The following is a 25,926-nucleotide window of genomic DNA, read 5'->3' as shown; positions in this document are numbered from 1 at the left end:
AGTCCCGATGAGTACGACCACCGCTCCCACCCCCGCCTCGGCCCCGGTGAACAAGGAGAACCCCGTGCAGGCACCGAAGGCACCCCGCCGGGTCCGCCGCCGCGGCGAGACGGGCCTCGCCGGCTCCCTCGCCTCCCACGGCGTCCTGACCGTCGCGAGCCTGATCGCGCTGTTCCCGATCCTCTGGCTGGTCTATCTGTCCCTCGGCCCGGACAAGGACGACTACCTCCACCCGGGCGGCATCTGGGACAAGATGACGTTCGCCAACTACACGTTCGTCCTCGAGCACACCAAGTTCTTCGACTGGCTGAAGAGCTCGCTCATCGTCACCCTCGGCACCACCGCCATCGGCGTGCTCATCGCCGCCACCACCGGCTACGCCGTCTCCCGGATGCGCTTCCCCGGCTACAAGAAGTTCATGTGGGTGCTGCTGGTGACCCAGATGTTCCCGGTCGCCGTCCTGATGGTCCCGATGTACCAGATCCTCTCGGACCTCGACCTCATCGACAACTACTTCGGCCTGATCCTCGTCTACTGCACGACGGTCATCCCGTACAGCGCGTGGCTGCTCAAGGGATACTTCGACACCATCCCCTTCGAGATCGACGAGGCGGGACGCGTCGACGGGCTCACCCCGTTCGGCACGTTCTTCCGGCTGATCCTGCCGCTGGCCAAGCCCGGCCTCGCGGTGGCCGCGTTCTACAACTTCCTCACGGCCTTCAGCGAGGTCGCCTTCGCCTCGACGTTCATGCTCAGCGACGACAAGTACACGCTGGCCGTCGGCCTGCAGTCCTTCGTCAGCGAGCACGACGCCCAGCGCAACCTGATGGCCGCCACGGCGGTGCTGATCGCGCTGCCCGCCGCCGCGTTCTTCTACCTCGTGCAGAAGAACCTGGTCACCGGGCTCACGGCGGGCGGCACGAAGGGCTGACCGCCGGTTGAGCCGCGAGGGGCCGTCGCTGTCTGCGGCTCCGTCGTGGCTGGTCGCGCCCACGCGGCGGAGCCGCATATCGATAGAGTCCCGCGCCCCTTTGGAGCGCGGGTGGCGGCCGCGGTCTCCATCCGACCCCGCTGTGACCGCGGCCGCCTCGTCACCACCCGCACCACCCCACCAGCCGTCCGCACCCCCCAACAAACCCATGAACTCCATCCCGTTACGTACCAAGGACGCCATGAGCCAGCAGCACTCCGCAGCCCCGGCCCCGACCCCCACCTCCGCAGCGGCCGTCGTCACGGTCGGCAAGCGCCGTGACTGGTGGCGGGACGCGGTGATCTACCAGGTGTACCCGCGCAGTTTCGCCGACAGCAACGGCGACGGCATGGGCGACCTGGAAGGCGTACGCTCCCGCCTGACGTACCTGCGCGACCTCGGCGTGGACGCCGTGTGGCTCAGCCCCTTCTACGCCTCCCCGCAGGCCGACGCCGGCTACGACGTCGCCGACTACCGCGCCGTCGACCCGATGTTCGGCAACCTGCTCGACGCCGACGCCCTGATCCGTGACGCCCGTGAACTCGGCCTGCGGATCATCGTCGACCTGGTCCCCAACCACTCGTCCGACCAGCACGAGTGGTTCAAGCGGGCGGTGGCGGAAGGCCCCGGATCACCTCTGAGGGACCGCTACCACTTCCGCCCCGGCAAGGGGAAGGACGGCGAGCTCCCGCCCAACGACTGGGAGTCCATCTTCGGTGGCCCGGCCTGGACACGTGTGGTGGACGGCGAGTGGTACCTGCACCTCTTCGCGCCCGAGCAGCCCGACTTCAACTGGGAACACCCGGCGGTCGGCGACGAGTTCCGCTCGATCCTGCGCTTCTGGCTGGACATGGGCGTGGACGGCTTCCGCATCGATGTCGCCCACGGACTGGTGAAGGCGGCCGGTCTCCCCGACCTCGGCTCCCACGACCAGCTCAAACTGCTGGGCAACGATGTCATGCCGTTCTTCGACCAGGACGGCGTCCACGACATCTACCGCCAGTGGCGGCTGATCCTCGACGAGTACTCCGGCGAGCGCATTTTTGTCGCCGAGGCCTGGACCCCCACCGTCGAGCGCACCGCGAACTACGTCCGCCCGGACGAGCTCCACCAGGCCTTCAACTTCCAGTACCTGTCGACGGAATGGGACGCGGAGGAACTCCGCGCGGTCGTCGACCGCACCCTGGAGGCGATGCGCCCGGTCGGCGCCCCGGCGACCTGGGTCCTGTCCAACCACGACGTGACCCGGCACGCCACCCGCTTCGCCAACCCGCCCGGCCTCGGCACCCAGATCCGCACGGCCGGCGACCGCGAGCTCGGCCTGCGCCGCGCCCGCGCGGCCACCCTCCTCATGCTGGCCCTGCCCGGCTCGGCCTACGTCTACCAGGGCGAGGAACTCGGCCTGCCCGACGTCGTCGACCTCCCCGACGAGGTCCGCCAGGACCCGGCCTACTTCCGCGGCGCCGGCCAGGACGGCTTCCGCGACGGCTGCCGGGTGCCGATCCCGTGGACCCGCGAGGGGACGTCGTACGGCTTCGGCACGGGCGGCAGCTGGCTGCCCCAGCCCGCGGAGTGGGCGGACCTGAGCGTCGAGGCCCAGCAGGGCGTGGCCGGCTCCACCCTGGAGCTCTACCGCTCCGCCCTGCACCTGCGTCGCACCCAGCCCGACCTGGGCGCGGGTGACGCGGTGGAGTGGCTGAAGGCCCCGGAGGGCGTCCTCGCCCTCCGCCGCGGCGAGTTCGTGTGCGTGACGAACACCTCCGGCGAGTCGGTGCGCGTCCCGTCGTACGGCCGCGTCCTCCTCACCAGCGGCGAGATCGCCGAGACGGACGGCGAGATCAAGCTCCCGGCCGACACGACCGTGTGGTGGACCACGGCCTGACAGCCCCCACACCGGGCCCGCCGCTCTTGGGGGAGCGGCGGGCCTTCGTCGTGCCCGATAACTTCTTGCACTTCTTTCACGCCACCCTCTGCCCTTCTCGGCCATCGCACCCTTAACATCACGCCACCGCAAGGTTTCTGAAAGATTTCAGCAAGAACCTTCAACGGAGAAGGAACCCCCACATGGCACGCAGCAGAACCCTTTCGGGCGCCGTCGCCCTGGCCGCCGGTCTGATGTTCCTCGGCCCCGTCGCCCACGCCACCCCGCCCGGTACCAAGGACGTCACCGCCGTCCTCTTCGAGTGGAACTTCGCCTCCGTCGCGAAGGAGTGCACCAACACCCTCGGCCCGGCCGGCTACGGATACGTCCAGGTCTCCCCGCCCGCCGAGCACATACAGGGCTCGCAGTGGTGGACGTCGTACCAGCCGGTCAGCTACCGGATCGCCGGTCGCCTCGGTGACCGCGCCGCGTTCCAGAGCATGGTGAACACCTGTCACGCGGCGGGTGTGAAGGTCGTCGTCGACACCGTCGTCAACCACATGTCGGCGGGCAGCGGCACCGGCACCGGCGGCTCCTCGTACACGAAGTACGCCTACCCGGGCCTGTACTCCTCCTACGACTTCGACGACTGCACCTCCCCGGTGACCAACTACCAGGACCGCTGGAACGTCCAGCACTGCGAGCTCGTGAACCTCGCCGACCTGGACACGGGCGAGGAGTACGTCCGCAAGACCGTCGCCGGCTACATGAACGACCTGCTCACCCTCGGCGTCGACGGCTTCCGCATCGACGCGGCCAAGCACATCGACACCGCCGACCTGGCCAACATCAAGTCCCGGCTGACGAACCCGAACGCGTACTGGAAGCAGGAGGTCATCTACGGCTCCGGCGAGGCCGTCCAGCCCACCGAGTACACCGGCAACGGGGATGTGCAGGAGTTCCGTTACGCCTACGACCTCAAGCGGGTCTTCAACAACGAGAACCTCGCGTACCTGAAGAACTACGGAGAGGGCTGGGGGTACATGAGCAGCTCGGTGGCGGGCGTGTTCGTGGACAACCACGACACCGAACGCAACGGCTCCACCCTCAACTACAAGGACGGCGCGAACTACACCCTCGCCAACGTCTTCATGCTGGCGTACCCGTACGGCGCCCCGGACGTCAACTCCGGCTACGAGTGGTCCGACACGGACGCGGGTCCGCCCAACGGCGGTACGGTCAACGCCTGCTGGCAGGACGGCTGGAAGTGTCAGCACGCCTGGCCGGAGATCCTCCGCATGGTCGCCTTCCGCAACACCACCCGGGGACAGGCCGTCACCGACTGGTGGGACAACGGGGGTGACGCCATCGCCTTCGGACGCGGCAGCAAGGGGTACGTCGCCATCAACCACGAGAGCGGCTCCCTGACCCGGACCTACCAGACCTCCTTGGCCGCGGGGACGTACTGCAACGTCCAGAACAACACCCCCGTGACCGTGGACTCCAGTGGCCGGTTCACCGCCACCCTCGGCGCCAACACCGCCCTGGCGATCCACGCCGGCAAGTCGAGCTGCTGAGCCGACCCGCCCGGCAACCCCGCGCGCACCGTGTGATGCGCGCGGGGTTGACGCGTTCAGGACACTGTCCTACGTTCCGTCACGCGAATGGGAGCGCTCCCACAGGATTGGGCGGATCATGACTCGCAGACTCAGAAAATGGACGGTGACATCATTATCCGTCCTCCTGACCGCCGCCGGCTTCACCGCCGTCGGCACCCCGAACGCCTATGCCGCCACCACGGCCACCGTCAACGGCGCCACCACCTACCAGCCCATCGACGGCTTCGGCTTCTCCGAGCACTTCGGACGGGCCGCCGTCATGAACGGCTCGCAGGGGCTGCCGGCCGCCAAGCAACGCGAGATCCTCGACCTCCTCCTCGACCGCACCACCGGAGCGGGGCTCAGCATCCTGCGCCTCGGCATCGACTCCGGCATCCAGCCCACCGACCCCGGCGGCCCGAACGCCACCCCGAAGTACGTGTGGGACGGCGTCGACAAGGGGCAGGTGTGGCTGGCCAAGGAGGCGAAGGCATACGGAGTGAACCGCTTCTACGCCGACGCCTGGACCGCCCCCGGCTATATGAAGACCAACGGGACGGACGCCAATGGCGGCACCCTGTGCGGCCTCGCCGGCGCGACCTGCGCGAGCGGGGACTGGCGTACGGCGTACGCGAACTACCTGGTCCAGTACGCGCGGTTCTACGCCCAGGAGGGCATCGGCATCACCGACCTCGGGTTCACCAACGAGCCGGACTGGACGGCGACGTACGACTCCATGCGGCTCACGCCCGCCCAGGCCGTCGAGTTCACGAAGGTGTTCGGGCCGATCGCCAACCCGGCCGGGTACAAGGTGGCCTGCTGCGACTCCTTCGGCTGGACTCAGCAGAAGGCCTACACCAGCGCCATCGAGGCCGACGCGACGGCCCGGAACCTCGTCGCCACGCACACGGGCCACAGCTACGCCAGCGCCGTCGACGGCCCGCTGCCGACGACCCGGCGCACCTGGATGTCGGAGTGGTCGCCCAACGGCACCACCTGGAACGAGAACTGGGACGACGGCAGCGGCTACGACGGCTTCACCGTGGCCTCCGCCGTCCATGACGCCCTCACCAAGGGCAACACCAGCGGTTACGTCTTCTGGTACGGGGCCTCGCTCGGCGCCACCCGCGGGCTGATCCAGATGGACGGCGCCGACTACCACGTGTCCAAGCGGCTGTGGGCGCTCGCCGGCTACAGCCGTTTCATCCGGCCGGGTGCCGTCCGTATCGCCGCCACCACCCCCGACACCGACCTCGGGCTCTCGGCGTTCCGCAACACCGACGGCACGCTCACCGTCGTCGTCCTCAACGCGTCGAGCAGCGCCCAGCAGGTGTCGTACAGCCTCCAGAACACCGGGATCACCACCGGCACCGCGACCCCGTATCTCACCAACGGCTCCAGCAGCATGGCCCGGCAGCCGGACGTGGCCGTCAGCGGGGGAGCGCTGACCGCGACGGTCCCGGCCCGCTCTCTCGTCACCTACACCGTCAAGCGATAGGAGTCGTCGTGCGCCTCATGAGACTGCTCGCGATCCTGGCCGGTGCCTTCGGTCTCCTGCTCGGGGTCGCGGCGTCCCCCTCGGCCGCCGCGCTGCCCACCAGCTTCCAGTGGAGCTCCAGCGCCCCGCTCGTCTCGGCGAAGTCGGACGCCACCCACAGCATCGCCGCCGTCAAGGACCCGTCGGTCGTGTACTCGGGCGGGCGCTGGCATGTGTTCGCGTCCACGGCGAGCACCAGCGGCGGATACAACATGGTGTACCTGAACTTCACCGACTGGTCGCAGGCCGCCAACGCCCAGCAGTACTACCTGGACCAGACGGCGATCGGCAGCGGGTACAAAGCGGCTCCGCAGGTCTTCTACTTCGCCCCGCAGGGGCTGTGGTACCTCGTGTACCAGACCGGGGACAACGCGGCGTACTCCACCACGACGAGCCTCTCGGACCCGTCCTCCTGGAGCGCGCCGAAGAAGTTCTACGCCGACGGGATGCCGCAGATCATCAGGGACAACATCGGCAGCGGCTACTGGGTGGACTTCTGGACCATCTGCGGCACCGTGAACTGCTATCTGTTCTCCTCCGACGACAACGGACACCTGTACCGCTCGCGCACCGGCATCGCGGACTTCCCGAACGGCTTCACCGACACCGCCATCGTCATGCAGGACTCCAACAAGTACGCGCTGTGGGAGGCCGCGAACGTCTACAAGCTCTCCGACTCCCAGACGTATCTGCTGCTCGTGGAGGCGATCGGCAGCAACGGCAAGCGCTACTTCCGGTCCTGGACGACGAACAGCCTCACCGGCACCTGGACCCCGCTCGCGAACACCGAGGCCAACCCCTTCGCCCGCTCCACCAACGTCACCTTCACCGGCACCGCCTGGAGCCAGGACATCAGCCACGGCGAGATGATCCGGGCCGGCAACGACCAGACCCTCACCGTCAACCCCTGCCGGCTCCAGTACCTCTACCAGGGCCTGGACCCGGCCGCCACGGGCCCGTACAACACCCTCCCGTGGCGACTGGGTCTGCTCACCCAGACGAACTCGAACTGCTGAGGCCTACTTCCAGGTGTCGCTCGTGGTGTATCCGGACGAACTGCCCGTCGTGTACGAGCGGTTCGTCCCGGACTCCCAGGTCACGGTTCCCGACGCGTCCTTCTTGAGGAACTTGTACGCGAAGGCCGTGCTCTTCGGGACGATCACGGTCCTGCTCCACGTCGGGTAGGACGCCGAGGACAGCGGGATCGCGTCGGCGGTGTTCCACGAGCCCAGGGAGGCGATCGAGCCGACCACGTAGACGTTGGTGCCCCAGGTCGTCGTCGCGTTGACGTTGAAGGTGACGTCGGTGGCGCTCGCGGCGGCCACGTTCCAGGAACTGTTCACCGTGAGGGCCGAAGTCGTCGTGGCCGCCGTCCGGTTGGCGTTGGACTCCCAGGTCACGTTCCCGGACGCGTCCTTCTTGATGTACTTGAACTCGAACGACGTGTTGATCGGCACACTCACCTCGCCCGACCAGATCGGGTAGCCCGAGGAGGACAGGGCGACCGCCTTGGAGGTGTCCCAGCCGCCGAGGGCCGCGATCGAGCCGACGACGTAGACGTTCGTGCCGGTGGTCGTCGACGCGTACGCGTTGAAGGTGGTGCTCACCGTCGAGGTGGAGCCGCCGTCGTCACCGCCGCCCGGGTCCTCGCAACCGACCGTGCAGGTGTAGGAGCCGTCGTAGAAGGCGATCGCGCTCTTCGCCGGGACCGTGAGGGAGGCGCTGCCGCCGGACACCGTCACCGTGCTCGCGCCGCCGTCGATCACGTTCTTGTACGTGCCGTCGGCCATGCCGGTCGCGAAGGTGTAAGTGGCGCTGCCGGACCCGTTGTTGAGGGCGAAGAAGCCCGCACCGCTGCGGCCGAAGCCGATGACGCTCGACGACTTGGTCTGCCAGTTGGAGACGGCGGCCGTGTCGGTCGCGTTGTGCCAGGCCACCATGCCGACGACGGCGGTGTCGCGGTCCAGGCAGTACCAGGAGCCGTTCGAGCAGTCGGTGTCGGTGACGAAACCTGCGGAGTTCGGCGGTGCCTGGTCGCTCTGGGTCCACTCCCAGCTCGCGTACACGGTCGGCGTGGACCACTTGTAGGCGAGCTGGAAGAGGTTGGCGAGTTTGTAGGAGTCGCCGTCCTTGTAGCTCATGTGCAGTCCGTTGCGCTCGGTGTCGTGGTTGGTCACGAAGGACACCGAGTTCGCGGCCGGGAGGATGCCGGAGGAGGACAGCGACTCCAGATCGCTGACGTTGCCCTGGAACGCCGACTTCAGTTTGCCGGCGTACGTGAAGTCCAGGACGTCACCGGAGGCGTAGTAGTCGGCCGGCTGCGGGGTGGAGCCCGGGTAGATCTCCTGGAAGACGTACGGCGCCGCTCCCGAGGTCGTGGTGGTCAGTTTGGCCTCGATCGCCGCGAGGTCGGCCTCGGGGATGTGCTTGGCCGCGTCCACCCGGAAGCCGTCCACCCCGAGCGCGATCTGCTTGTTGAGGAAGGCCGCGATGCCGGAGCGGACGTTGTCGTTCTCCGTCTCCAGGTCGGGCAGGCCGAGCAGTTCGCAGTTCTGCACCTCGGAGAGGTTCGACCAGTCGTCGATGACCAGGTCGGAGTCGTTGCAGTCGTCGGACTGGTGGTAGTCGCCCGGGTCCCAGTCCGGGGTGTCGTACTTGCTGGTGAGCGTCGTGCCGTTGTAGCCGGTGCCGGTCTGGGCGGCGGTGTGGTTGATCACCGCGTCCGTGTAGACCTTGACGCCCGCGTCATGGCAGGCCGTCACCATCGAGGCGAACTTCGCCGCCGTACCGAAGCGGCTGTTCAGGTTGTAGGAGTACGGCTGGTAGACGTCCCACCAGTAGAACGAGGACTGCTTGAGGGACTCGGCGGGCGGGGCGACCTGGACCGCGCCGTACCCGGCCGGGCCGAGGACGTCGGTGCACTCGTCGGCGATGGAGTCCCAGTTCCATTCCCACAGGTTGGCGATGACATCGCCCTGCGCGGTGGTGTCCGCGTGGGCGGCGGTGGCGGGCAGCGCGACGGCGCCGGCGAGGGCGAGGGTGGCGGCGGCCGCGGCGGTGGCGGCGCGCCGGAGGACACCCGGGGGGTGGTGTCTGGTGGTCATGTGCGGCTCCGGTAAGGGGTTTCGGGTTTCAACAACCCGTGAGGGTGGGGCAGTTGAAGAGGGCGCGTCAAGGCTTCGGTGAAAGTTCTTGCTGTTAATTGCAAGACTCTTGCTGTAAACCTTTCGGCAGCGATACGGTCGCGCGGGGTCGGACCCAAGCCAGCCGCCATCGCTAGGAGTTCACACCGGTGAAACACGTCAGACGGGTCGCGGCCGTCGCCGTCGCGACCCTCGCCGCCGCGCTCGTCCAGCCGCTCGCCGCCCACGCGGACAGCCCGCCCCCGCCGCCCTCCGACGCGAAGCTCGCCGCCGAGCCCGCCCGGCACGACGACACCCGCGAGCAGTTCTACTTCGTCATGCCGGACCGTTTCGCCAACGGGGACACCGCCAACGACAAGGGCGGCCTGACCGGTTCACGCCTCACCACCGGCTACGACCCCACCGACAAGGGCTTCTACCAGGGCGGCGACCTCAAGGGCCTGACCCGGCGCCTCGACTACATCAAGGGCCTCGGCACCACCGCCATCTGGATGGCCCCGATCTTCAGGAACCGTCCCGTGCAGGGCACCGGCAGCAACGCCTCCGCCGGTTACCACGGCTACTGGATCACCGACTTCACCCGGGTCGACCCGCACTTCGGCACCAACAAGGACCTCGAGACCCTCATCGCCAAGGCGCACGCCAAGGGTATGAAGGTGTTCTTCGACGTCATCACCAACCACACCGCCGACGTCGTCGACTACGAGGAGAAGTCCTACGACTACCTCTCCAAGGGCGCCTTCCCCTATCTGACCAAGAACGGCGAGCCCTTCGACGACGCCGACTACGCGGCCGCCGGAAAGACGTTCCCGGCCGTCGACGCCGACTCCTTCCCGCGCACCCCGAAGGTCACGTCGAAGTCCAAGGTGCCGTCCTGGCTCAACGACCCGACGATGTACCACAACCGCGGCGACTCCACCTACGCCGGCGAGTCCACGACCTACGGCGACTTCTCGGGCCTCGACGACCTGTGGACCGAGCGCCCCGAGGTCGTCAGCGGCATGGAGAGGATCTATCAGCGCTGGGTCAGGGACTTCGCCATCGACGGCTTCCGGATCGACACCGTGAAGCACGTGAACATGGAGTTCTGGACCCAGTGGGCGACCGCTCTCGACGCGTACGCGGCGAAGCAGGGCCGCAAGGACTTCTTCATGTTCGGCGAGGTCTACTCCGCCGACACGTCGATCACCTCCCCGTACGTCACCCAGGGCCGCCTCGACGCCACCCTCGACTTCCCCTTCCAGGAGGCGGCCCGCCAGTACGCCTCCCAGGGCGGCAGCGCGCAGAAGCTCGCGGGCGTCTTCGCCGACGACTACAGGTACACGACCGGCAAGGCCAACGCGTACGAGCAGGTCACCTTCCTCGGCAACCACGACATGGGCCGCATCGGGTACTTCCTGAACCAGGACAACCCGAAGGCGACGGATGCCGAGCTGCTGAAGAAGGACCGGCTCGCCAACGAGCTGATGTTCCTCAGCCGTGGCAACCCGGTGGTCTACTACGGCGACGAGCAGGGCTTCACCGGCTCCGGCGGCGACAAGGACGCCCGCCAGACCATGTTCGCCTCCAAAGTCGCCGACTACCTGGACGACGACGAGATCGGCACCGACCGCACCCACGCGAGCGACGCCTACGACACGAGCGCCCCGCTGTACCGGCAGATCGCGGCCCTCGCCCGGCTCCGCAAGGCCAACCCGGCGCTGACGGACGGCGTCCAGACCGAGCGGTACGCCGCCGACGGGCCCGGCGTCTACGCCTTCTCCCGCACCGGGACCGGCAAGGACACGACCGAGTACGTCGTCGCCTTCAACAACGCGGACACGGCGAAGTCGGCGACCTTCGCGACCGGTTCGGCGGACATGAAGTTCCATGGCGTCTACGGGACTTCCAGCACCCTGACGTCCGGCGCCGACAAGAAGATCACCGTTACGGTCCCGGCCGGGTCGGTGATCGTCCTCAAGGCGGCCGGCCGGCTCGCCAAGCCAACCACCGGGCCGACGATCACCCTCGAGGCGCCCGACACCGGCACCACCGGCACCGTCGAGCTCACCGCAGGCGTCGACGGCGGGCAGCTCAACCGGGTCGTCTTCGCCGCGCAGGTCGGCAACGGGAAGTGGCGGACGCTCGGTTCAGCCGACCACGCCCCCTACAAGGTGACCCAGAGCATCGCCGAGGACGTACCGGCCGGAACGGCCCTGCGCTACAAGGCGGTTGTCGTCGACTCGGCGGGCCGCACGGCGTCGGCGACCGCCACGAGCACCACCGGCACCCCGCCCGCCGAGGAGACCCCCACCGCCTCCTCCCGCGACTACGCGATCGTCCACTACAAGCGCACGGACGGCGACTACGCCGACTGGGGCCTGTACGCCTGGGGCGACCTCGCCGACGGCGAGGCCACGAACTGGCCGGCCAGCCACCCCTTCACCGGCCGCGACGCGTACGGCGCCTTCGCCTACGTCAGGCTCAAGCCCGGCGCGTCGAACGTGGGCTTCCTCGTCATCGACGAGGACGGGAACAAGGACGTCTCGGCCGACCGCACGATCGACGTGACGAAGACCGGTGAGATCTGGATCGAGCAGGGCAAGGAGACCGTGCTCACGGATCGGCCCGACCACCCGGCCCAGGACGAGACCAAGGCGGTTCTCCACTACCACCGCGCCGACGGCGACTACGACGGCTGGGGCCTGCACGTCTGGACGGGCGCCGCGCAGCCCACCGAGTGGTCCGGCCCCCTGAAGCCGGTGCGCACCGACGCCTACGGGGCCGTCTTCGAGGTGCCGCTCACCGACGGGGCCACCAGCCTCAGCTACATCCTCCACAAGGGCGACGACAAGGACCTGCCCGCCGACCAGTCCCTCGACCTCACCGCGAACGGCCACGAGGTGTGGCTGCTGAACGGGCAGGAGAAGTACCTCCTGCCGCAGCCGGCCGGATCCGCCGCCGCGCTCGACCTGACCACCTCCAAGGCGGTCTGGATCGACCGGGACACCGTCGCCTGGAACGGCTCCGAGGCCGCCGCCTCCACCCAGCTGCTGTACTCCCGCGACGGCTCGATCACCGTCGACAAGGGCACGCTGACCAGCGACGACGAGCGCTGGCTGCGGCTGTCGAAGACCACGCTCACCGACGCCCAGAAGGCGAGGCTCCCGCATCTGAAGGGCTACACCGCCTGGTCCGTCGACCCGCGCGACCGCGACCGGGTGCGGGAGGCGCTCGGCGGCCAGCTCGTCGCCTCCCAGCGGGCCGTCAACGGGGCGGTCCTCGCGGCTACGGGTGTCCAGATCGCGGGCGTGCTCGACGATCTGTATCCGAAGGCGACGAAGGCCGCGCTGGGCCCGACCTTCCGGGACGGCCGCCCCACCCTGGCCGTCTGGGCGCCGACCGCGCAACGGGTGTCCCTGGAACTCGACGGCTCCCTGGTGAAGATGCGGCGTGACGCCCGCACCGGCGTCTGGTCCGTCACCGGTCCCCGGTCCTGGAAGGGCAAGCCCTACCGGTACGTCGTCAAGGTCTGGGCGCCCGGCGTCCGCAAGGTCGTCACCAACAAGGTCACCGACCCCTACTCGGTCGCCCTGACGGCGAACTCCGAGCGGAGCCTCGTGATCGACCTCGACGACAAGTCCCTGGCGCCGGGCGGCTGGTCCTCGTACACCAAGCCCGAGGCGGTGCCGCTCAAGGACGCCGAGATCCAGGAGCTGCACATCCGGGACTTCTCCGTCGCGGACCCGACCGTGCCGGCGAAGGACCGGGGCACCTACCTCGCCTTCACCGACCGCGGCGGCGACGGCTCGAAGCATCTGCGCGCCCTCGCGGAGTCGGGCACGTCGTACGTCCATCTGCTGCCGGCCTTCGACCTCGCCACCGTCCCCGAGAAGAAGGCCGATCAGAAGACCCCCGACTGCGACCTGGCCTCCTACCCGGCCGACTCCGAGCGGCAGCAGGAGTGCGTGGCGAAGACCGCCGCAGAGGACGCCTACAACTGGGGCTACGACCCGTACCACTACACGGTCCCCGAGGGCTCGTACGCCACCGACCCGGACGGCACCGCCCGCACGGTCCAGTTCCGGAAGATGGTCAAGTCCCTGAACGAGGACGGCCTCCGGGTCGTGATGGACGTCGTCTACAACCACACCGCGGCGAGCGGCCAGGCGGACACCTCCGTCCTGGACCGGATCGTCCCCGGCTACTACCAGCGCCTCCTCGCCGACGGGTCGGTCGCCACCAGCACCTGCTGCGCCAACACCGCGACCGAGAACGCCATGATGGGCAAGCTCGTCGTGGACTCGGTCGTCACCTGGGCCAAGGAGTACAAGGTCGACGGCTTCCGCTTCGACCTCATGGGCCACCACCCGAAGGCCAACATCCTGGCCGTCCGCAAGGCGCTCGACGCGCTGACCCCCGCCAAGGACGGCGTGGACGGCAAGAAGATCATCCTGTACGGCGAGGGCTGGAACTTCGGCGAGGTCGCCGACGACGCCCGGTTCGTGCAGGCCACCCAGCAGAACATGGCCGGCACCGGCATCGCGACCTTCTCCGACCGGGCGCGGGACGCGGTGCGCGGCGGCGGGCCCTTCGACTCCGACCCCGGGATCCAGGGCTTCGCGTCCGGTCTGTACACCGACCCCAACTCCTCCACGGCCAACGGGACGACGGCCGAGCAGAAGGCCCGCCTCCTGCACTACCAGGACCTGATCAAGGTCGGTCTGTCCGGCAACCTCGCCGCCTACCGGTTCACCGGCACCGACGGCAAGGAGGTCACCGGCGCCGAGGTCGACTACAACGGGCAGCCCGCCGGTTACGCGGCCGCGCCCGGCGACGCCCTCGCCTACGCCGACGCGCACGACAACGAGTCCCTGTTCGACGCCCTCGCCTACAAGCTGCCGTCGTCGACGAGCGCCGCCGACCGGGCCCGGATGCAGGTCCTGGCGATGGCGACGACCACCCTCTCGCAGGGACCGTCGCTCTCCCAGGCCGGCTCCGACCTGCTGCGCTCCAAGTCCCTGGACCGCAACTCCTACGACAGCGGCGACTGGTTCAACGCGGTCCACTGGAACTGCGCCGACGGCAACGGCTTCGGCCGCGGGCTGCCCCCGGCCGCCGACAACGCCTCCAAGTGGTCCTACGCCAAGCCCCTGTTGACGAGCGTCGCGGTGGGCTGCCCGCAGATCACCGGCGCCTCCGCCGCGTACCGGGACCTGCTGAGGATCCGTACGACGGAGAAGGCGTTCTCCCTCGGCACGGCCGCGCGGGTGCAGTCGGCGCTGTCCTTCCCGCTGTCCGGCACGGACGAGACGCCCGGGGTGATCACCATGGAGCTGGGCGATCTGGTCGTCGTCTTCAACGCGACGCCGGACGAGCAGAAGCAGCGGATCGTTTCTCTCGCCGGCCGGGGCTACCGACTGCACCCGGTGCAGGCGTCGGGCGCGGACTCTACCGTCAAGACCTCGTCCTACGTGCGGGAATCGGGCACGTTCGCCGTTCCGGGTCGTACTGTCGCGGTCTTCTCCCGGGTCTCCTGATACAGGACTAGCTTGGTGGGGCGGTCCCGGCGCGGGGCCGCCCCACCACGTCGTTCCCTAGAGGGCCGGGAGTCCCACGGTGCCCGCCGATCCGCTGCAGACGCAGTCCGCCGTCCGGGCCGCCCTGCGCGGGGCGCGGCGCAGGGGCGACGCGGAGGCGCGGGCGCGGCGGCTGACGCTCCTCGCGGAGGCGACCGTCGCCGTGCAGACCGCGCGCTGCCCGGGCGAACTGGCCGAGGCGGCCGCGGAGGGCGCCGCCCGGCTCGCCGGGTCCCCCGCGGTGGTCTTCGTGATCGGCCCGGACGGCGGACTGCACCGGGGGACCTCCCTCGACCGCGGCACCCTCGGGCTGCCGGACGCCGCCGCGCACGAGACGGTCGCCCGGCTGCTCTCCCGGCTCGCGGCGGGGCCCGGCGGGGCGCCGGGTGTGCTCGTGCCGGCGACGGTGTGGCCGGCCGGGTTCTTCCGGCCGGGCCGCCGGGAGGCCGCCCGGCTGGTGCCGGCCGTGACCGCGGGCCGGCGCACGCCCGTCTGCGTGGCGGTCCCGGCCGCCGCCCCCGTCGTCGACGACGGACTGCTCTCCCGGCTCGCGCAGGTCACCGCGCTGGCCGCCGAGCCGCTGCTGATGTACCAGGTCGAACGGCATGTCGCGCTCACCCTCCAGCACAGCTTCCTGCCCCGTCCCGACCGGCCGTCCCGGCTGCCCGGCGTGGATCTGGTGGTGCGGTACGTGCCCGCGTCCCGGGAGACCGAGATCGGCGGCGACTTCTACGCGGCCGTCTCCAGCGGCTCGGGGGTGCTCACCGCCGTCGGGGACGTCGTCGGGCACTCCCTGGAGGCCGCCACGGTGATGGTGGAGATCCGGCACGCGCTGCGCGCCTACTGCGTGGAGGACCCCGACCCGGCGGTGCTGGCCGCCCGGCTCGACCGGATGCTCCAGCACTACCATCCCGATGTCACCGCGACCGTGTGCCTGGCCCTGCTGGAGCCCACGACCGGACGGCTGCGGGTGGCCAACGCCGGGCACCTCCCCCCGCTGGTCGTCTCCGCCGCCGGGACCGCCGCCTACGTCGACGTGGACGGCCCGCTCCTCGGCCTCGGCCTGGACCGCCCGGCCCCGACCGAGACGCTGCTGGGCCGCGGCGACCGGCTGCTCATGGTCACCGACGGTCTGATCGAGACCCGCGGCACGGACCTCGGCGTCAGCCTGGACCATCTCCGCACCGCCGCCGAGACCGCCCCACCGGGCCTGGACGCCCTCTGCGACCTGCTGCTCGGCCACTTCGCCCACGATCAGGACGACGACATCGCGATGCTGGCGCTGCGACTAGGGTGACGTGACGCCGTCGTCCTGGAACAGGAGTGCTCATGCCGAACATCACCGTCGACTACTCGGCCGCCGTGTCCCACGCCTTCGACAGGGAGGCCTTCGCCCTGGCCCTGCACACCACGGTCGTCGAGATCGCGGCCGCCAAGCCGGAGGCCTGCAAGACCCTGTTCCGCAAGGCCGACGACACCGCGTACGGCTACGAGGACCCGCTCGAGCAGCAGCACGGGATCGTCCATGTCTCCCTCGGCCTGCTCGCCGGCCGCACCGACGACACCAAGGCCCGGCTGACCGAGGCGGTCCTGGAGCTGCTGCGCGAGCACATCGCCGACGAGGGGATCACCCTGCACGCCTCCGCCGAGATCCGTGACCTCGACCCGTCGTACCGCAAGTTCGACAGGTGATCCTCAGGACGCCAGCGCGATGAGCCGGGCCGCCAGGTTCCCGAAGGGGCCCTCGGCCGGCTCGCCGGCCAGCATGGGGTGCAGCAGCGTGCGCATCTCGTCGTCGTAGGCCGCGCTGACCGCGGTGAGCGCGGCGAAGTCGTGCACCAGCTGCACCTCCAGCTCCCCGCGCGGGATCCGCCGCCCGTCCAGCCAGATCAGCGCGGTCGACTCGGCCAGCGAGATCCAGGAGCGCACCACCAGCTCCAGCCGGGCCGGCGGGTCCGTGATGCCCAGGTGGGACAGGATCTGCTCGTAGGCGGCCTGGCGTACGGAGTCGATCAGGGCGTTCGTCGTGGACGAGCCGACGGCCGGGCCGCCGCGCATCAGGGCGGAGAAACCCGGGCCGTGCTCGTCGACGAAGTCGAAGTAGCGGCGCATCACCCGCAGCAGCCGCGCGCCGAGCGGACCTTCGGCGGGCTCGACGAAACGGGCGGCGAGATCCTCCGAGGCCCGCTTCAACGCGGCCTCGTACAGGCTGAGTTTGCCGGGGAAGTAGTGGTAGACGAGGGGGCGCGAGATTCCGGCGGCGGCCGCTATCTCGTCGATGGAGACCTCGTCGGGCGAGCGCTGGGCGAACAGGTCGAGGGCGACGCCGATCAACTGCTGCCGACGCTCCTCGACTCCCATCCTTCGACGAACCCCGGTAGTCATGCGCCCACCTTACCGATCGGATCCGGCCGCGAACGGACCGGATCGGCCTCGGGTGTTCACATATCGAGCACCAGGCGGGCGCCGCGCGCCCGGGACACACAGATCAGCATCGAGTCGGCGCGCTCGGCGTCGGTGAGCAGTTCGTCCCGGTGGTCCACCTCGCCCGCCAGCACCCGCTGCACACAGGTCCCGCAGAACCCCTGCGCACAGGAGTACAGGGTGCCGGGGAGCTCGGCGCGCACGGCGGCGAGCACCGAGGAGTCGGCAGGCACCGTCAACGTCCTTCCGCTGCGGCGCAGTTCGACCTCGAAGGCCCGGCCGCTCACCGTCCGCGGCGCGAACCGCTCGACCCGTACGGACGGCACCCGCTCCGCCACGGCCGCCATCAGCCCCTCCGGCCCGCAGCAGTGGACGACGGCCCCGGCCGGCAGATCCGCCAACTCCCGGTCGAGGTCCGGCCGTCCCTCCACCACCGACACCCGGTCCCCGCCGAACCGCTCGACCTCCGCGAGGAACGGCATCGACGCCCGCGACCGGCCGGCGTACAGCAGCCGCCAGTCGGCGCCCTCGGGGAGTGCCCGGACCATCGGCAGCAGCGGGGTGATACCGATCCCGCCGGCGACGAAGACGTACGCCGGGGCCTCGGTGAGCGGGAAGCGGTTCCGCGGCCCGCGCACCTCGATCTCCGTGCCCTCCGGGAGCCGTTCGTGCACCTCGCGCGATCCGCCCCGGCCGTCCTCGACGAGCCGCGTGGCGACGGTGTACGCGGAGCGGTCCGCCGGGTCCCCGCACAGCGAGTACTGCCGCACCAGCCCCGACGGCAGCACCAGATCGATGTGCGCCCCCGGCTCCCAGCGCGGCAGCTCCCGCCCTTCGAGCCGCAGTCGTACGACCCCCTCCGCGACCGTCTCCCGCGCGGCCACCCGCAGCCGCAGGGACCGCGACCGGGGCCGCCCGGAGACCGGCTCCTCCAGCGCAGGCAGCGGCCACAGCGGCGAGTCCTGGATCCGGCGCCGCATCGCCCGCCGCGCCAGCCAGGCCGTACCGGCGACGAGGGCGGCCTTGCGCAGGGCGTGGGTCATCAGGACGCCCCCCGCTCCGCGGCGAGCGCCGCCAGCGCGGCGGGGGAGGAGGCGAGATAGGCGACCGCCTGCTCGGTGGAGCCCTCCTGGGAGGGGTGGTAACTCCGGCTGAGATAGCGGGGGACCGACCGCAGCAGGGCGCCGGTGGCGGGCAGCGTGCCGCGCCGCCCGCGGACGTGGAAGGCCCGCAGGCTCGCCTTCCGGTCGGTGAGCGTCGGGTCGTTCGCCATGAAGAAGCGCACCCCGCGCTGCCAGAGGAAGACCAGCGCGGCGAAGGCGGTGGCCCAGGTCCGCACCCGGCGGCGGTAGGAGCCGTCGAGGTGCTGGAACAGCTCGAAGGCCACGGACCGGTGCTCGACCTCCTCGGCGCCGTGCCAGCGCAGCAGGTCCAGCATGGTCGGGTCGGCGCCCCTGCGGTCCAGCTCGTGCGCGTTCAGCACCCAGTCGCCGAGGAAGGCGGTGTAGTGCTCGATGGCCGCGATCAGCGCCACCCGCTCCTTCAGCCACCAGCGGCGGGGCCGGCCCGGGGGCAGGGTGCGGTCGCCGAGCAGCTTCTCGAAGAACCAGTCGACCTGCGCGGTGTACGGCGTCGGGTCGAGCCCCTGCTCCTTGAGGTGGGGCAGCACCTCGTCATGGGCCTGGGAGTGCATCGCCTCCTGCCCGATGAACCCGATCACGTCCTCGCGCAGCCGCTCGTCCCGGATGTACGGCAGCACCTGCCGGTAGACGTGCACGAACCAGCGCTCACCGGCCGGCAGCAGCAGATGCAGCACATTGATGGTGTGCGTGGTGAACGGATCCCCCGGCACCCAGTGCAGCGGGGTGTCCGCCCAGGAGAAGGACACCTTGCGGGCCTTGAGCGGCACCCGGTCCCCGTCGAACCGGTCCTTGTTAGACATGACGTCAATGTACTGATGGGTAGGGCCGGGGTGAACCCCTGTGCGGCGATCAGTTGCGATCAGTTGAGCCCGTTCACCGACCGTCCGTCCGCCAGGGTGCCCTTCAGGTCCGCCTTCGCCCCCTTCTCGGCGGCGGCGGTGAGCAGATGGCCCGGCGCGGAGTCCCGCACCCCGCCGGTCGCCCGTACGTTCCGCGTCTTGGAGTCACCGGCCGCGAGGAGGTACCAGTGGCCGCCCTGGGACTTCCACAGCACCCCGGCCAGCACATGCGGATCGCGCGGGCCGCACGCCGGGACGTCCCCGGCCTTCGCCACGGCCGCCCCGAACAGCCCGCCCGGGGTACGGAACTGGGCCAGCACCCGGCTTCCGTCGCCGCGCCAGGTCTCCGCCCGGGTGCACACCCATTCCGCCGAGCCGCTCGCGTCGGGCAGCGGCTGACGCGCGTACGACCACAGGTTCACCGTCCGCACGCCCTGCCCGCGCACATCGGCCAGCGAGCAGGCGTACGGTGCCCAGGTGCCGAGCGCCTCCGCTCCCGTGGCCTCCTTCGGCGCGGTGGGCCGGCCGCCGGTCAGCCGGGCGGGCACCAGCTCGCCGAGGTCGGTGAGGAGATGGGTGCCCGAGATATCCGTGAGCTGGAGGACGTTCCAGCCGGTGCAGGCGCCGGTCCGGGTCGCCGGACTGGCCAGCGGCGAGGTGATGCCGTCGGTGAGGGTCAGGGCCATCACCCCGGCGCCCGGCTTGCCGAGGTCCCGCTCGCCCGCCGCGGTCACCCAGGGCGCCGTCAGCCAGCGGACGTTGCCGTCGGCCCGGTCCAGGACGATCGCGGACGCCTCGGTGCCGGTCGCGCCGTCGACCCGCGCGAAGTCCAGGGCGGCCCCGGCCGTGCCGTCCTTCGGCTCGGCGTAGCGGGCGATGCGCAGACCGTCGTAGAGGAGCACCACACGCGCGTTGCCGACCGCGGCCGCGTACAGCAGCTGCGGCGGACCGGACGGGCCGCCGGTGGGGGTGTCGGGGGTCGCCGAGACCTGCACCGCCGCGCCGGGGCGGGCCCATACCGCGAGGGCGCGGCGCAGCAGCGCGGTGTCGCGGACCAGGGCGCCGCGGGCCGGCCAGACGGAGAAGTCGGTGCGCGCCGACGTCTTCCAGGCGACGGGGGAGACCCGCAGCAGCCGGCCCGGGTCGAGCGCGGCCTCGGCGGCCGGGTTCCGCGCGTACACCGGGGCGGCCGCGCCGTCCGGGCCCCAGCCGTCGCCGGGCAGCGCGGCCAGCGCGCCGCACACCGCGAGGGCCGCGGCGGCGGCCAGCGCGGCCGTGGTGTGCCGGCGGCGGCGCAGCAGATCGGTGGGCCGGGCCTGCAGGGAGCAGGGGTCGAACTCGGGGGAGTCGAGCAGCGCGTACCGGTCGGGCACCGCGTCGGCCTCCTCCAGCGCCGCGTCGGTGTCCGCCGCGCCCGCCTCGGCGAGGACCTTGCGCACCTCGACGTCCGCGAGCTTCTCCAGGCCGCGCAGCACATAGGCGGCGCGGGCCGGGCCGCTCAGGGCGGACAGCCGCTGGTCCAGAGCGAGTTCGTCGGCGCCGCCGGAGTGCGGGAACAGCCTCAGGCCGCGCACCCGGGGGAGCAGCGGCGGCAGTTGCGCCCGCTTGGGCCAGGCCGGGCGCGCGAGCGGCAGACCCGCCTCCAGGGCGGTCCGCACCACCTGCAGGCGGACGTACGCGTACCCGGGGTCGCCGTCGCGGCCGCCGGCCTGCGCCTGGGCCGGGATCACCGGGGCCGAGGCGCGGCGGCGGGGCAGGGCGCGCTGGACGAGGGCGTGGGCGGTCAGGACCCGGCGGCCCCGGCCCAGGCCCGGCGGCAGCACCAGATAGGCGAGCCGGACGAGACGCGGATAGTGCTCGACGAGCGCGGCCTCGGCCTGCTCGACGTCGACGGCCCGGTCGGTGACGGAACCGGGTGCGGGGCTCGGGGCGACATCCTGTGACTGCACGCCCAGCGCAACGAGCGGCACGGGGGATGGTCACCGCCGCACGGGTCGCGCCCGGTCTACGACTCGACGAGCGCCCGGGCGTAGTGCGCCATCGACCTCTGGTAGCGCGGCAGATGGGGAGCGAGGGCGCCGAGGACCAGGGACAGGCCCTCGCGGTCGCGGCCGAGGCTGGACAGACACAGGGCGAGCGTGGCGCGCACGGCGTCGTCCAGCTCGTCGCAGGGGGCGTCCAGTTCGGGTGTGAGCAGGGCGACGCCCTCCTCGGCCTGCCCCGTGTTCCGCAGCGAGCTGGCGAGCTGGATCCTGGCGCGGCGGCCCTTGTACCCGGTCAGACCGAGGGCGAGGGCCTCCCGGTAGAGCGGTACGGCCCGGTCGCTGTGGCCGGTGGAGTCCCAGGCGCAGGCCCGCTCGAAGGGACCGAGGGGGCTGTCCCCGGGCAGTTCCGCGACGAGTTCGTCGATCACCGCCCGGAAGTCGGCGGCCCGCGCCTGCGGATAGTGGTCGAGGGTGGCCCAGGCGGCCGTCACGCGCTCTTCCCAGTCGTGGTTCACCGGCCCACTCTCGCACGCGTGTGCCAGGCCGGCAGCGTATTTTGAGCGGACCGTACGCGGGAGCCGTATCCAGGACCAGGCTCACGCAGGGAGGACAGATGAAGGTGACCCGACCGATCCTCGCGGCGGCGACCGCCGCGGCGGCGCTGGTGCTGGCGGGGTGTGCGTCCGGAAGCTCGGGGAAGGCCGAGGTGGCCGTCCCGACGGCCGCGACCGGCAGCCTGGAGCACCTGGCCGCCGAGGTGGACTGCAAGCCGAACATGCAGACCGATGCCGACGAACTCCGCCAGGCCATCTGCAAGACCTCCGCGGGGAAGTTCCTCCTGCTGACCTTCGCCACCGACCGGGGGCAGCGCGAGTGGCTCAACGGCGCCAAGGACTACGGCGGCCACTATCTGGTCGGCCGCAAGTGGGTGGCCGTGGGCGAGGAGACCAGCACGGTGACGTCGCTGCGCAAGACGCTCGGCGGCGACATCGAGGAGGGTACGGACCACTCGGCGCACGAGTCGGGCGAGCCGTCGGGGAGCGCGACGCACTCCGGCCACTGAGCACGGCGGCACGGCACACGAGAAGGCCGGCGGTGAGGAATCCTCACCGCCGGCCTTCTCAGTCAGCGACCGGTGTCGACCGTGTCGACTACTGGCACTTCTTGCCGGTGTTGATGCAGTTGACCATCTGGTTCATCGTGTTCGTGGAGAAGAAGTTGATGAAGTCGTTGTGGTCGGTGATCGGCTTGTGCAGGTTCTCCGGGAAGCTGTCGACCGCGTAGGCGTTCTTCACGACGCCGTTCTGGATCGTCGGCCGGGTGACGTTGTAGACCAGCCGGACCTTCAGCTGCGGGATCGCCTTGAAGCCGTTGGCGCAGGTGCCGTCCGCCTGGACGAACGCCACGTGCGTGCGGTGGTTGGCGGAGTCGATGTTCTTGCCGTCCCAGCAGCTCTGGAAGAACGTCGTGCGCACCACCTGGCTGCCCTGCGGGCAGATCGGGTACTGGGTCTCCAGCTGCACCTTGTTCTCGAAGCCGGTGCAGGACCAGTTCACGTTGGCGTTCGCGTTGCCGTTGACGAAGGCCTTCGCGTCACCGGTGATGATGCGCAGCGCCGTCGGCATCGCGACGACGTTGCCCTTCTTGTTGCCGACGAACGTCAGCTGCGCCTGGGCGGGCTGGAGGATCTTGCCGACGTTGCCCTCCTTGCCACCGCCGTCCGCGTTCTGGTCGAAGTCCTGCGTGCCGTCCTGGGTACGCAGCACCGGCCAGAAGTACGAGGACTTGTCGCCCTGGTTCTGGCAGCTGGTCTGCGCCGCCGCCAGCTCCTGGTCGCTCGCGAAAGCGTCGTTGGACTGGTTGCCGACGTAGTCGTGCAGGTGGTGGGCACCGTTGCTGACACCGGGGGCCACGATCACGTTGTCCGTGTTGTGGTTGTCGTTGCCGTTGGTGCCGCACTTGGTGGTGAAGGTGCCGCGGGAGCCGGAGTTGCCGTTGGCCGCGAGGCCGTTGGCGCCGACGCCCAGCTGCGCGTTCGCCTGGACCTTCGTGATGTCCACGAAGTCGGCCGCGGTCGGGCCGTTGCCGCCCTGGCCGTTGGCGCCCGCCTGCTGCTGGCCGTTGTTCTGACCGTTGTTCTGCTGGCCATTGTTGTTCTGGCCGTTGTTCTGCTGGCCATTGTTGTTGTTCTGCTGGCCGTTGTTGTTCTGACCGTTGCCCGCCTGGCCCGCGTTGGTGTTGGCGGTGGCCGCCTGCGTGGTGCAGGCCGCGAGCTGGCTGAGCTGGGTGTTGAACTGGCCGCCGACCCGCTGGATGTCGATGCGGATCCGGTCGATCGTGGCCGCCCGCTTCTCCTTCAGGGGGCCGACGATCGCGTTCTGCACGAAGCCCGCGTCGTTCGCCTGCGCCTGACGGGTGGAGGCGAGCCGGGCGTAGGCCTCGGTGATCTGCTTGTCGAGGTTCGCCAGCTCGGTGGCGACGCCCTGCTTCGCCTTGTCCGGCACGTTCGTCAGCTTCTGCCCCACGTCCGGGCAGGAGATGGTGGCGACCTGCGCTGCCGCGGTGGCGGCCTTGGTCGTGTTCTGACCCGAGTTGCCGGACTCGTCTGCCGAAGCATAGAAGTTCGCCCAGATCAGCCCGCCCCCGCCGAGCGCTAGGGCCGCCGATGCTGCCACGGCCTTCGTGGCCATCGACGACTGGCGTTTACGAATGTTGCGTCCCATGGAACTCCTCTGACTTCCTTGAACGGGGTCGCATCGAGGCGCCCGACAGGAGTGAAGCTGCCCCCTCCCATACGCATCCCGCCCCAGAGGTGTTCAGCGGTCTCAGAAATTGATGAGAGGTCCGTACGACAAACCGTCCCCAACGGCCCCACATCTCGCGGTAGTTGTTTCCCTACCGAGCCCGGTCCAGATAGGCCAGCACCGCCAGTACCCTGCGGTTGTCGTCGTCCGAGACCTCCAAACCGAGCTTCACGAAGATATTCGCGGTGTGCTTGGCGACGGCCCGCTCGGTGACGACCAGTTTGCCGGCGATCGCCGCGTTCGACCGGCCCTGCGCCATCAGCTCCAGAACCTCCCGTTCGCGCGGAGTGAGCCGCTCCACCGGACCCCGCCCGTCGCCCGAGCGGCGGGCCAGCAGCTGCTGGATCACCTGGGGGTCCATCGCCGTACCGCCGGCCGCGACCCGCCGTACGGCGTCCACGAACTGCTCCGCGTCGAAGACCCGGTCCTTCAGCAGATAGCCGACCCCTCCGCTGCCGTCGGCGAGCAGCTCGCGCGCGTACAGCTGCTCGACGTGCTGGGAGAGGACGAGCACCGGGAGGCCGGGGCTGCGGCGGCGGGCGGCGAGCGCGCACTGGAGGCCCTCGTCCGTGTGCGTGGGCGGGAGCCGGACGTCCACCACGGCGACGTCCGGCTCCAGTTCGGCGAGGGCCCGCTCCAGCTCGGGCCCGCTCTCCACGGCGGCGGCGATCTCGAAGTCGTAGGCCTCCAGCAGCCGCACCAGCCCGTCCCGCAGCAGGAACAGGTCTTCGGCTAGGACAACGCGCAAGGGATCTCCATGGTCACCATGGTGGGACCGCCCGCCGGGGAGCTGACGGCCAGGACGCCGTCGAATGTACCCAGCCGCCGCTCGACCCCGGCCAGGCCCGAGCCCGCCCCGATCGCCGCGCCGCCGCGGCCGTTGTCGGTGACGGAGATCCGCAGACGGCCCTCCGCGTAGTGCAGGTCGGCCCAGATCCGGTCGGCGCCGGAGTGCTTGACCGTGTTGGTGAGGACCTCGCTGACCGCGAAGTACGCGGCCGACTCGACCGGCGCCTCGACCCGCCCGGGCAGCTCCACCACCACCTCCGTCGGCACCGGCAGCCGTAGCGCCAACGCCCTTACGGCGTCGCCCAGTCCGCGCTCGGCCAGCACCGGCGGATGGATCCCGCGCACCAGGTCGCGCAGTTCGGCGAGGGCCTCGGCCGACGACTGCCGGGCCTGCGCGAGCAGGCGCCTGGCCTTCTCGGGGTCCTTGTCGAGGAGCTGCTCGATCGTGCCCAGGTCCATGCCCACGGCCACCAGCCGGGCCTGCGCCCCGTCGTGCAGATCCCGCTCGATGCGCCGCAGTTCGGCGGCGGAGGTGTCCACGGCGTCCCGCCGGGTGGCCGTCAACACCCGCACCCGTTCGGTCAGTTCGGCCTGCCCGGGGGCGAGGAGGGTCTGGGTGAACCGGAAGTGGGCGTGGAGCAGGGGAACGGTGAATCGGCGGGCCCCGAACAGAGCAGCGGCTCCTACGACACCGGCTGCCAGCCCGCTGCTCTGCTCACCGACCGGCAGGAAACCGAGCCAGTACTCGTCGCTCGGCCCGCCCACGACGACCCGCCACAGCCCCGCCGCCAGCGCGATTCCCAGCAGCGGGTAGAAGAGGAGGAACGTGGGAAGCAGCGCGGTCACCAGCCCCGTGACCGTGTCCGTCATCAGCCAGCGCAGGTCCCGCCAGGTCGCGGGGTCCCGCAGCAGCGCGTAGGTGCGTGTCCCTCCCCAGGGTTTGGCGGTCGCCGGTAGCGGACGGTACGCGGCCGGGATGTGGATCCCGCACCATCTCCGCGCGAGGTCGCGCCGGGTGTCCGCGAGGGCCCGCGCCGCGGTCAGCACCCAGGGGGTGGTGACCAGACCCACGCCGACGGGGATCAGCGCCAGGGAGACGAGGGCCAGGCAGGAGACCACCACCGTCCAGGGCCACACCGCCAGGGCCAGCACGAGCCCCCGTACCGCGGCGAGCACTGTCTCCCGCGTCCTCGAACCGTGCCGGCCGCGCTTCGTGTCGGTGTTCATACGGTCAGTCTGTCCGACCGCCCGATGCCGGTCACGGGGCCGAAGCCCC

General features: G+C 70.5%; 16 protein-coding genes and 2 pseudogenes. 9 read left to right on the top strand and 9 right to left on the bottom strand.

The window, feature by feature from the left end:
* Nucleotides 1-7 precede the first annotated feature (7 nt).
* The 5 genes and pseudogenes from ACYQ8Q_RS13695 to ACYQ8Q_RS13675 form a co-directional block, all read left to right on the top strand.
* Nucleotides 8-931, top strand: a complete 924-nt coding sequence (locus ACYQ8Q_RS13695; RefSeq protein WP_460064835.1) for a sugar ABC transporter permease — start codon at nt 8-10, stop codon at nt 929-931.
* 241 nt (nt 932-1,172) lie between these two features.
* Nucleotides 1,173-2,852 (top strand): glycoside hydrolase family 13 protein, encoded by a 1,680-nt coding sequence (locus ACYQ8Q_RS13690; RefSeq protein ID WP_460064833.1) that lies wholly within the window; start codon nt 1,173-1,175, stop codon nt 2,850-2,852.
* Between the two features lie 182 nt (nt 2,853-3,034).
* Nucleotides 3,035-4,408 carry an alpha-amylase gene (locus ACYQ8Q_RS13685; RefSeq protein WP_460064831.1) on the top strand — a complete coding sequence of 458 codons (1,374 nt, stop codon included), beginning with the start codon at nt 3,035-3,037 and terminating at the stop codon, nt 4,406-4,408.
* A gap of 145 nt (nt 4,409-4,553) precedes the next feature.
* Nucleotides 4,554-5,927: a glycoside hydrolase family 30 protein gene (locus tag ACYQ8Q_RS13680; protein WP_460064830.1), complete on the top strand. Its 1,374-nt coding sequence runs from the start codon at nt 4,554-4,556 to the stop codon at nt 5,925-5,927.
* Between the two features lie 80 nt (nt 5,928-6,007).
* Nucleotides 6,008-6,982, top strand: a pseudogene (locus ACYQ8Q_RS13675) (non-reducing end alpha-L-arabinofuranosidase family hydrolase); the annotation flags it as partial.
* Nucleotides 6,983-6,985: 3 nt separating this feature from the next.
* Here the strand turns inward: ACYQ8Q_RS13675 and ACYQ8Q_RS13670 are convergent.
* The gene (locus tag ACYQ8Q_RS13670) at nt 6,986-9,070 is read right to left on the bottom strand and encodes a carbohydrate-binding module family 20 domain-containing protein (protein WP_460064828.1); all 2,085 of its coding nucleotides are present in this window, start codon (nt 9,068-9,070) and stop codon (nt 6,986-6,988) included.
* A 188-nt stretch (nt 9,071-9,258) separates the two neighbouring features.
* On the opposite strand from ACYQ8Q_RS13670, the gene pulA reads away from it, so the two are divergent.
* The 3 genes and pseudogenes from pulA to ACYQ8Q_RS13655 all read left to right on the top strand — a co-directional run bounded on the left by pulA (nt 9,259) and on the right by ACYQ8Q_RS13655 (nt 16,359).
* Entirely contained in the window at nt 9,259-14,628 is a 5,370-nt protein-coding gene (pulA, locus tag ACYQ8Q_RS13665; protein ID WP_460064826.1) for a pullulanase-type alpha-1,6-glucosidase, read from the top strand.
* 76 nt (nt 14,629-14,704) lie between these two features.
* Nucleotides 14,705-15,964, top strand: a pseudogene (locus ACYQ8Q_RS13660) (PP2C family protein-serine/threonine phosphatase); the annotation flags it as partial.
* 32 nt (nt 15,965-15,996) lie between these two features.
* The gene (locus ACYQ8Q_RS13655) at nt 15,997-16,359 is read left to right on the top strand and encodes a 5-carboxymethyl-2-hydroxymuconate Delta-isomerase (protein WP_460064825.1); all 363 of its coding nucleotides are present in this window, start codon (nt 15,997-15,999) and stop codon (nt 16,357-16,359) included.
* A gap of 3 nt (nt 16,360-16,362) precedes the next feature.
* Here ACYQ8Q_RS13655 and ACYQ8Q_RS13650 read toward each other — a convergent pair whose 3' ends face one another.
* From ACYQ8Q_RS13650 to ACYQ8Q_RS13630, 5 genes are read right to left on the bottom strand one after another with little or no spacing between them, the layout of a single operon-like run.
* Complete coding sequence (locus ACYQ8Q_RS13650) at nt 16,363-17,052, bottom strand: TetR/AcrR family transcriptional regulator (protein WP_460064823.1); 690 nt, start codon at nt 17,050-17,052, stop codon at nt 16,363-16,365.
* Between the two features lie 56 nt (nt 17,053-17,108).
* Nucleotides 17,109-18,134, bottom strand: coding sequence for a PDR/VanB family oxidoreductase (locus tag ACYQ8Q_RS13645; RefSeq protein WP_460064822.1), 1,026 nt, complete (start codon nt 18,132-18,134; stop codon nt 17,109-17,111).
* Nucleotides 18,134-19,033 (bottom strand): metal-dependent hydrolase, encoded by a 900-nt coding sequence (locus ACYQ8Q_RS13640; protein ID WP_460064821.1) that lies wholly within the window; start codon nt 19,031-19,033, stop codon nt 18,134-18,136. Before ACYQ8Q_RS13640 ends, ACYQ8Q_RS13645 begins: the two co-directional genes overlap by 1 nt.
* A 59-nt stretch (nt 19,034-19,092) precedes the next feature.
* The gene (locus tag ACYQ8Q_RS13635) at nt 19,093-21,021 is read right to left on the bottom strand and encodes a hypothetical protein (RefSeq protein WP_460073303.1); all 1,929 of its coding nucleotides are present in this window, start codon (nt 21,019-21,021) and stop codon (nt 19,093-19,095) included.
* A gap of 56 nt (nt 21,022-21,077) precedes the next feature.
* On the bottom strand, nt 21,078-21,572 hold the full coding sequence (locus tag ACYQ8Q_RS13630; protein WP_460064819.1) for a tetratricopeptide repeat protein: 495 nt from the start codon (nt 21,570-21,572) through the stop codon (nt 21,078-21,080).
* Between the two features lie 98 nt (nt 21,573-21,670).
* Between ACYQ8Q_RS13630 and ACYQ8Q_RS13625 the strand changes: the two genes are divergently transcribed.
* The gene (locus ACYQ8Q_RS13625; RefSeq protein ID WP_460064816.1) at nt 21,671-22,120 is read left to right on the top strand and encodes a hypothetical protein; all 450 of its coding nucleotides are present in this window, start codon (nt 21,671-21,673) and stop codon (nt 22,118-22,120) included.
* An 88-nt stretch (nt 22,121-22,208) separates the two neighbouring features.
* On the opposite strand, the gene ACYQ8Q_RS13620 is transcribed toward ACYQ8Q_RS13625, so the two are convergent.
* The 3 genes from ACYQ8Q_RS13620 to ACYQ8Q_RS13610 all read right to left on the bottom strand — a co-directional run bounded on the left by ACYQ8Q_RS13620 (nt 22,209) and on the right by ACYQ8Q_RS13610 (nt 25,877).
* The gene (locus ACYQ8Q_RS13620; protein ID WP_460064813.1) at nt 22,209-23,780 is read right to left on the bottom strand and encodes a DUF1996 domain-containing protein; all 1,572 of its coding nucleotides are present in this window, start codon (nt 23,778-23,780) and stop codon (nt 22,209-22,211) included.
* Nucleotides 23,781-23,952: 172 nt separating this feature from the next.
* Entirely contained in the window at nt 23,953-24,609 is a 657-nt protein-coding gene (locus ACYQ8Q_RS13615; RefSeq protein WP_460064810.1) for a LuxR C-terminal-related transcriptional regulator, read from the bottom strand.
* Entirely contained in the window at nt 24,594-25,877 is a 1,284-nt protein-coding gene (locus ACYQ8Q_RS13610) for a sensor histidine kinase (RefSeq protein WP_460064809.1), read from the bottom strand. The genes ACYQ8Q_RS13615 and ACYQ8Q_RS13610 overlap by 16 nt, the downstream gene beginning before the upstream one ends.
* Nucleotides 25,878-25,926 lie beyond the last annotated feature (49 nt).

It is taken from the genome of Streptomyces sp. YKOK-I1 (genome assembly GCF_054660435.1).
Note: the sequence above shows the minus strand (reverse complement) of the source record. Positions and strands in the feature narration are given on the sequence as shown.

Bases quoted from the DNA above. Each gene is read 5' to 3' on its own strand.
- ACYQ8Q_RS13640 (WP_460064821.1), bottom strand. From the start codon at position 19,033: ATGTCTAACAAGGACCGGTTCGACGGGGACCGGGTGCCGCTCAAGGCC.
- ACYQ8Q_RS13655 (WP_460064825.1), top strand. From the start codon at position 15,997: ATGCCGAACATCACCGTCGACTACTCGGCCGCCGTGTCCCACGCCTTC.
- ACYQ8Q_RS13645 (WP_460064822.1), bottom strand. From the start codon at position 18,134: ATGACCCACGCCCTGCGCAAGGCCGCCCTCGTCGCCGGTACGGCCTGG.
- ACYQ8Q_RS13690 (WP_460064833.1), top strand. From the start codon at position 1,173: ATGAGCCAGCAGCACTCCGCAGCCCCGGCCCCGACCCCCACCTCCGCA.
- ACYQ8Q_RS13650 (WP_460064823.1), bottom strand. From the start codon at position 17,052: ATGACTACCGGGGTTCGTCGAAGGATGGGAGTCGAGGAGCGTCGGCAG.
- ACYQ8Q_RS13620 (WP_460064813.1), bottom strand. From the start codon at position 23,780: ATGGGACGCAACATTCGTAAACGCCAGTCGTCGATGGCCACGAAGGCC.
- ACYQ8Q_RS13610 (WP_460064809.1), bottom strand. From the start codon at position 25,877: ATGAACACCGACACGAAGCGCGGCCGGCACGGTTCGAGGACGCGGGAG.
- ACYQ8Q_RS13695 (WP_460064835.1), top strand. From the start codon at position 8: ATGAGTACGACCACCGCTCCCACCCCCGCCTCGGCCCCGGTGAACAAG.
- ACYQ8Q_RS13625 (WP_460064816.1), top strand. From the start codon at position 21,671: ATGAAGGTGACCCGACCGATCCTCGCGGCGGCGACCGCCGCGGCGGCG.
- ACYQ8Q_RS13670 (WP_460064828.1), bottom strand. From the start codon at position 9,070: ATGACCACCAGACACCACCCCCCGGGTGTCCTCCGGCGCGCCGCCACC.
- ACYQ8Q_RS13685 (WP_460064831.1), top strand. From the start codon at position 3,035: ATGGCACGCAGCAGAACCCTTTCGGGCGCCGTCGCCCTGGCCGCCGGT.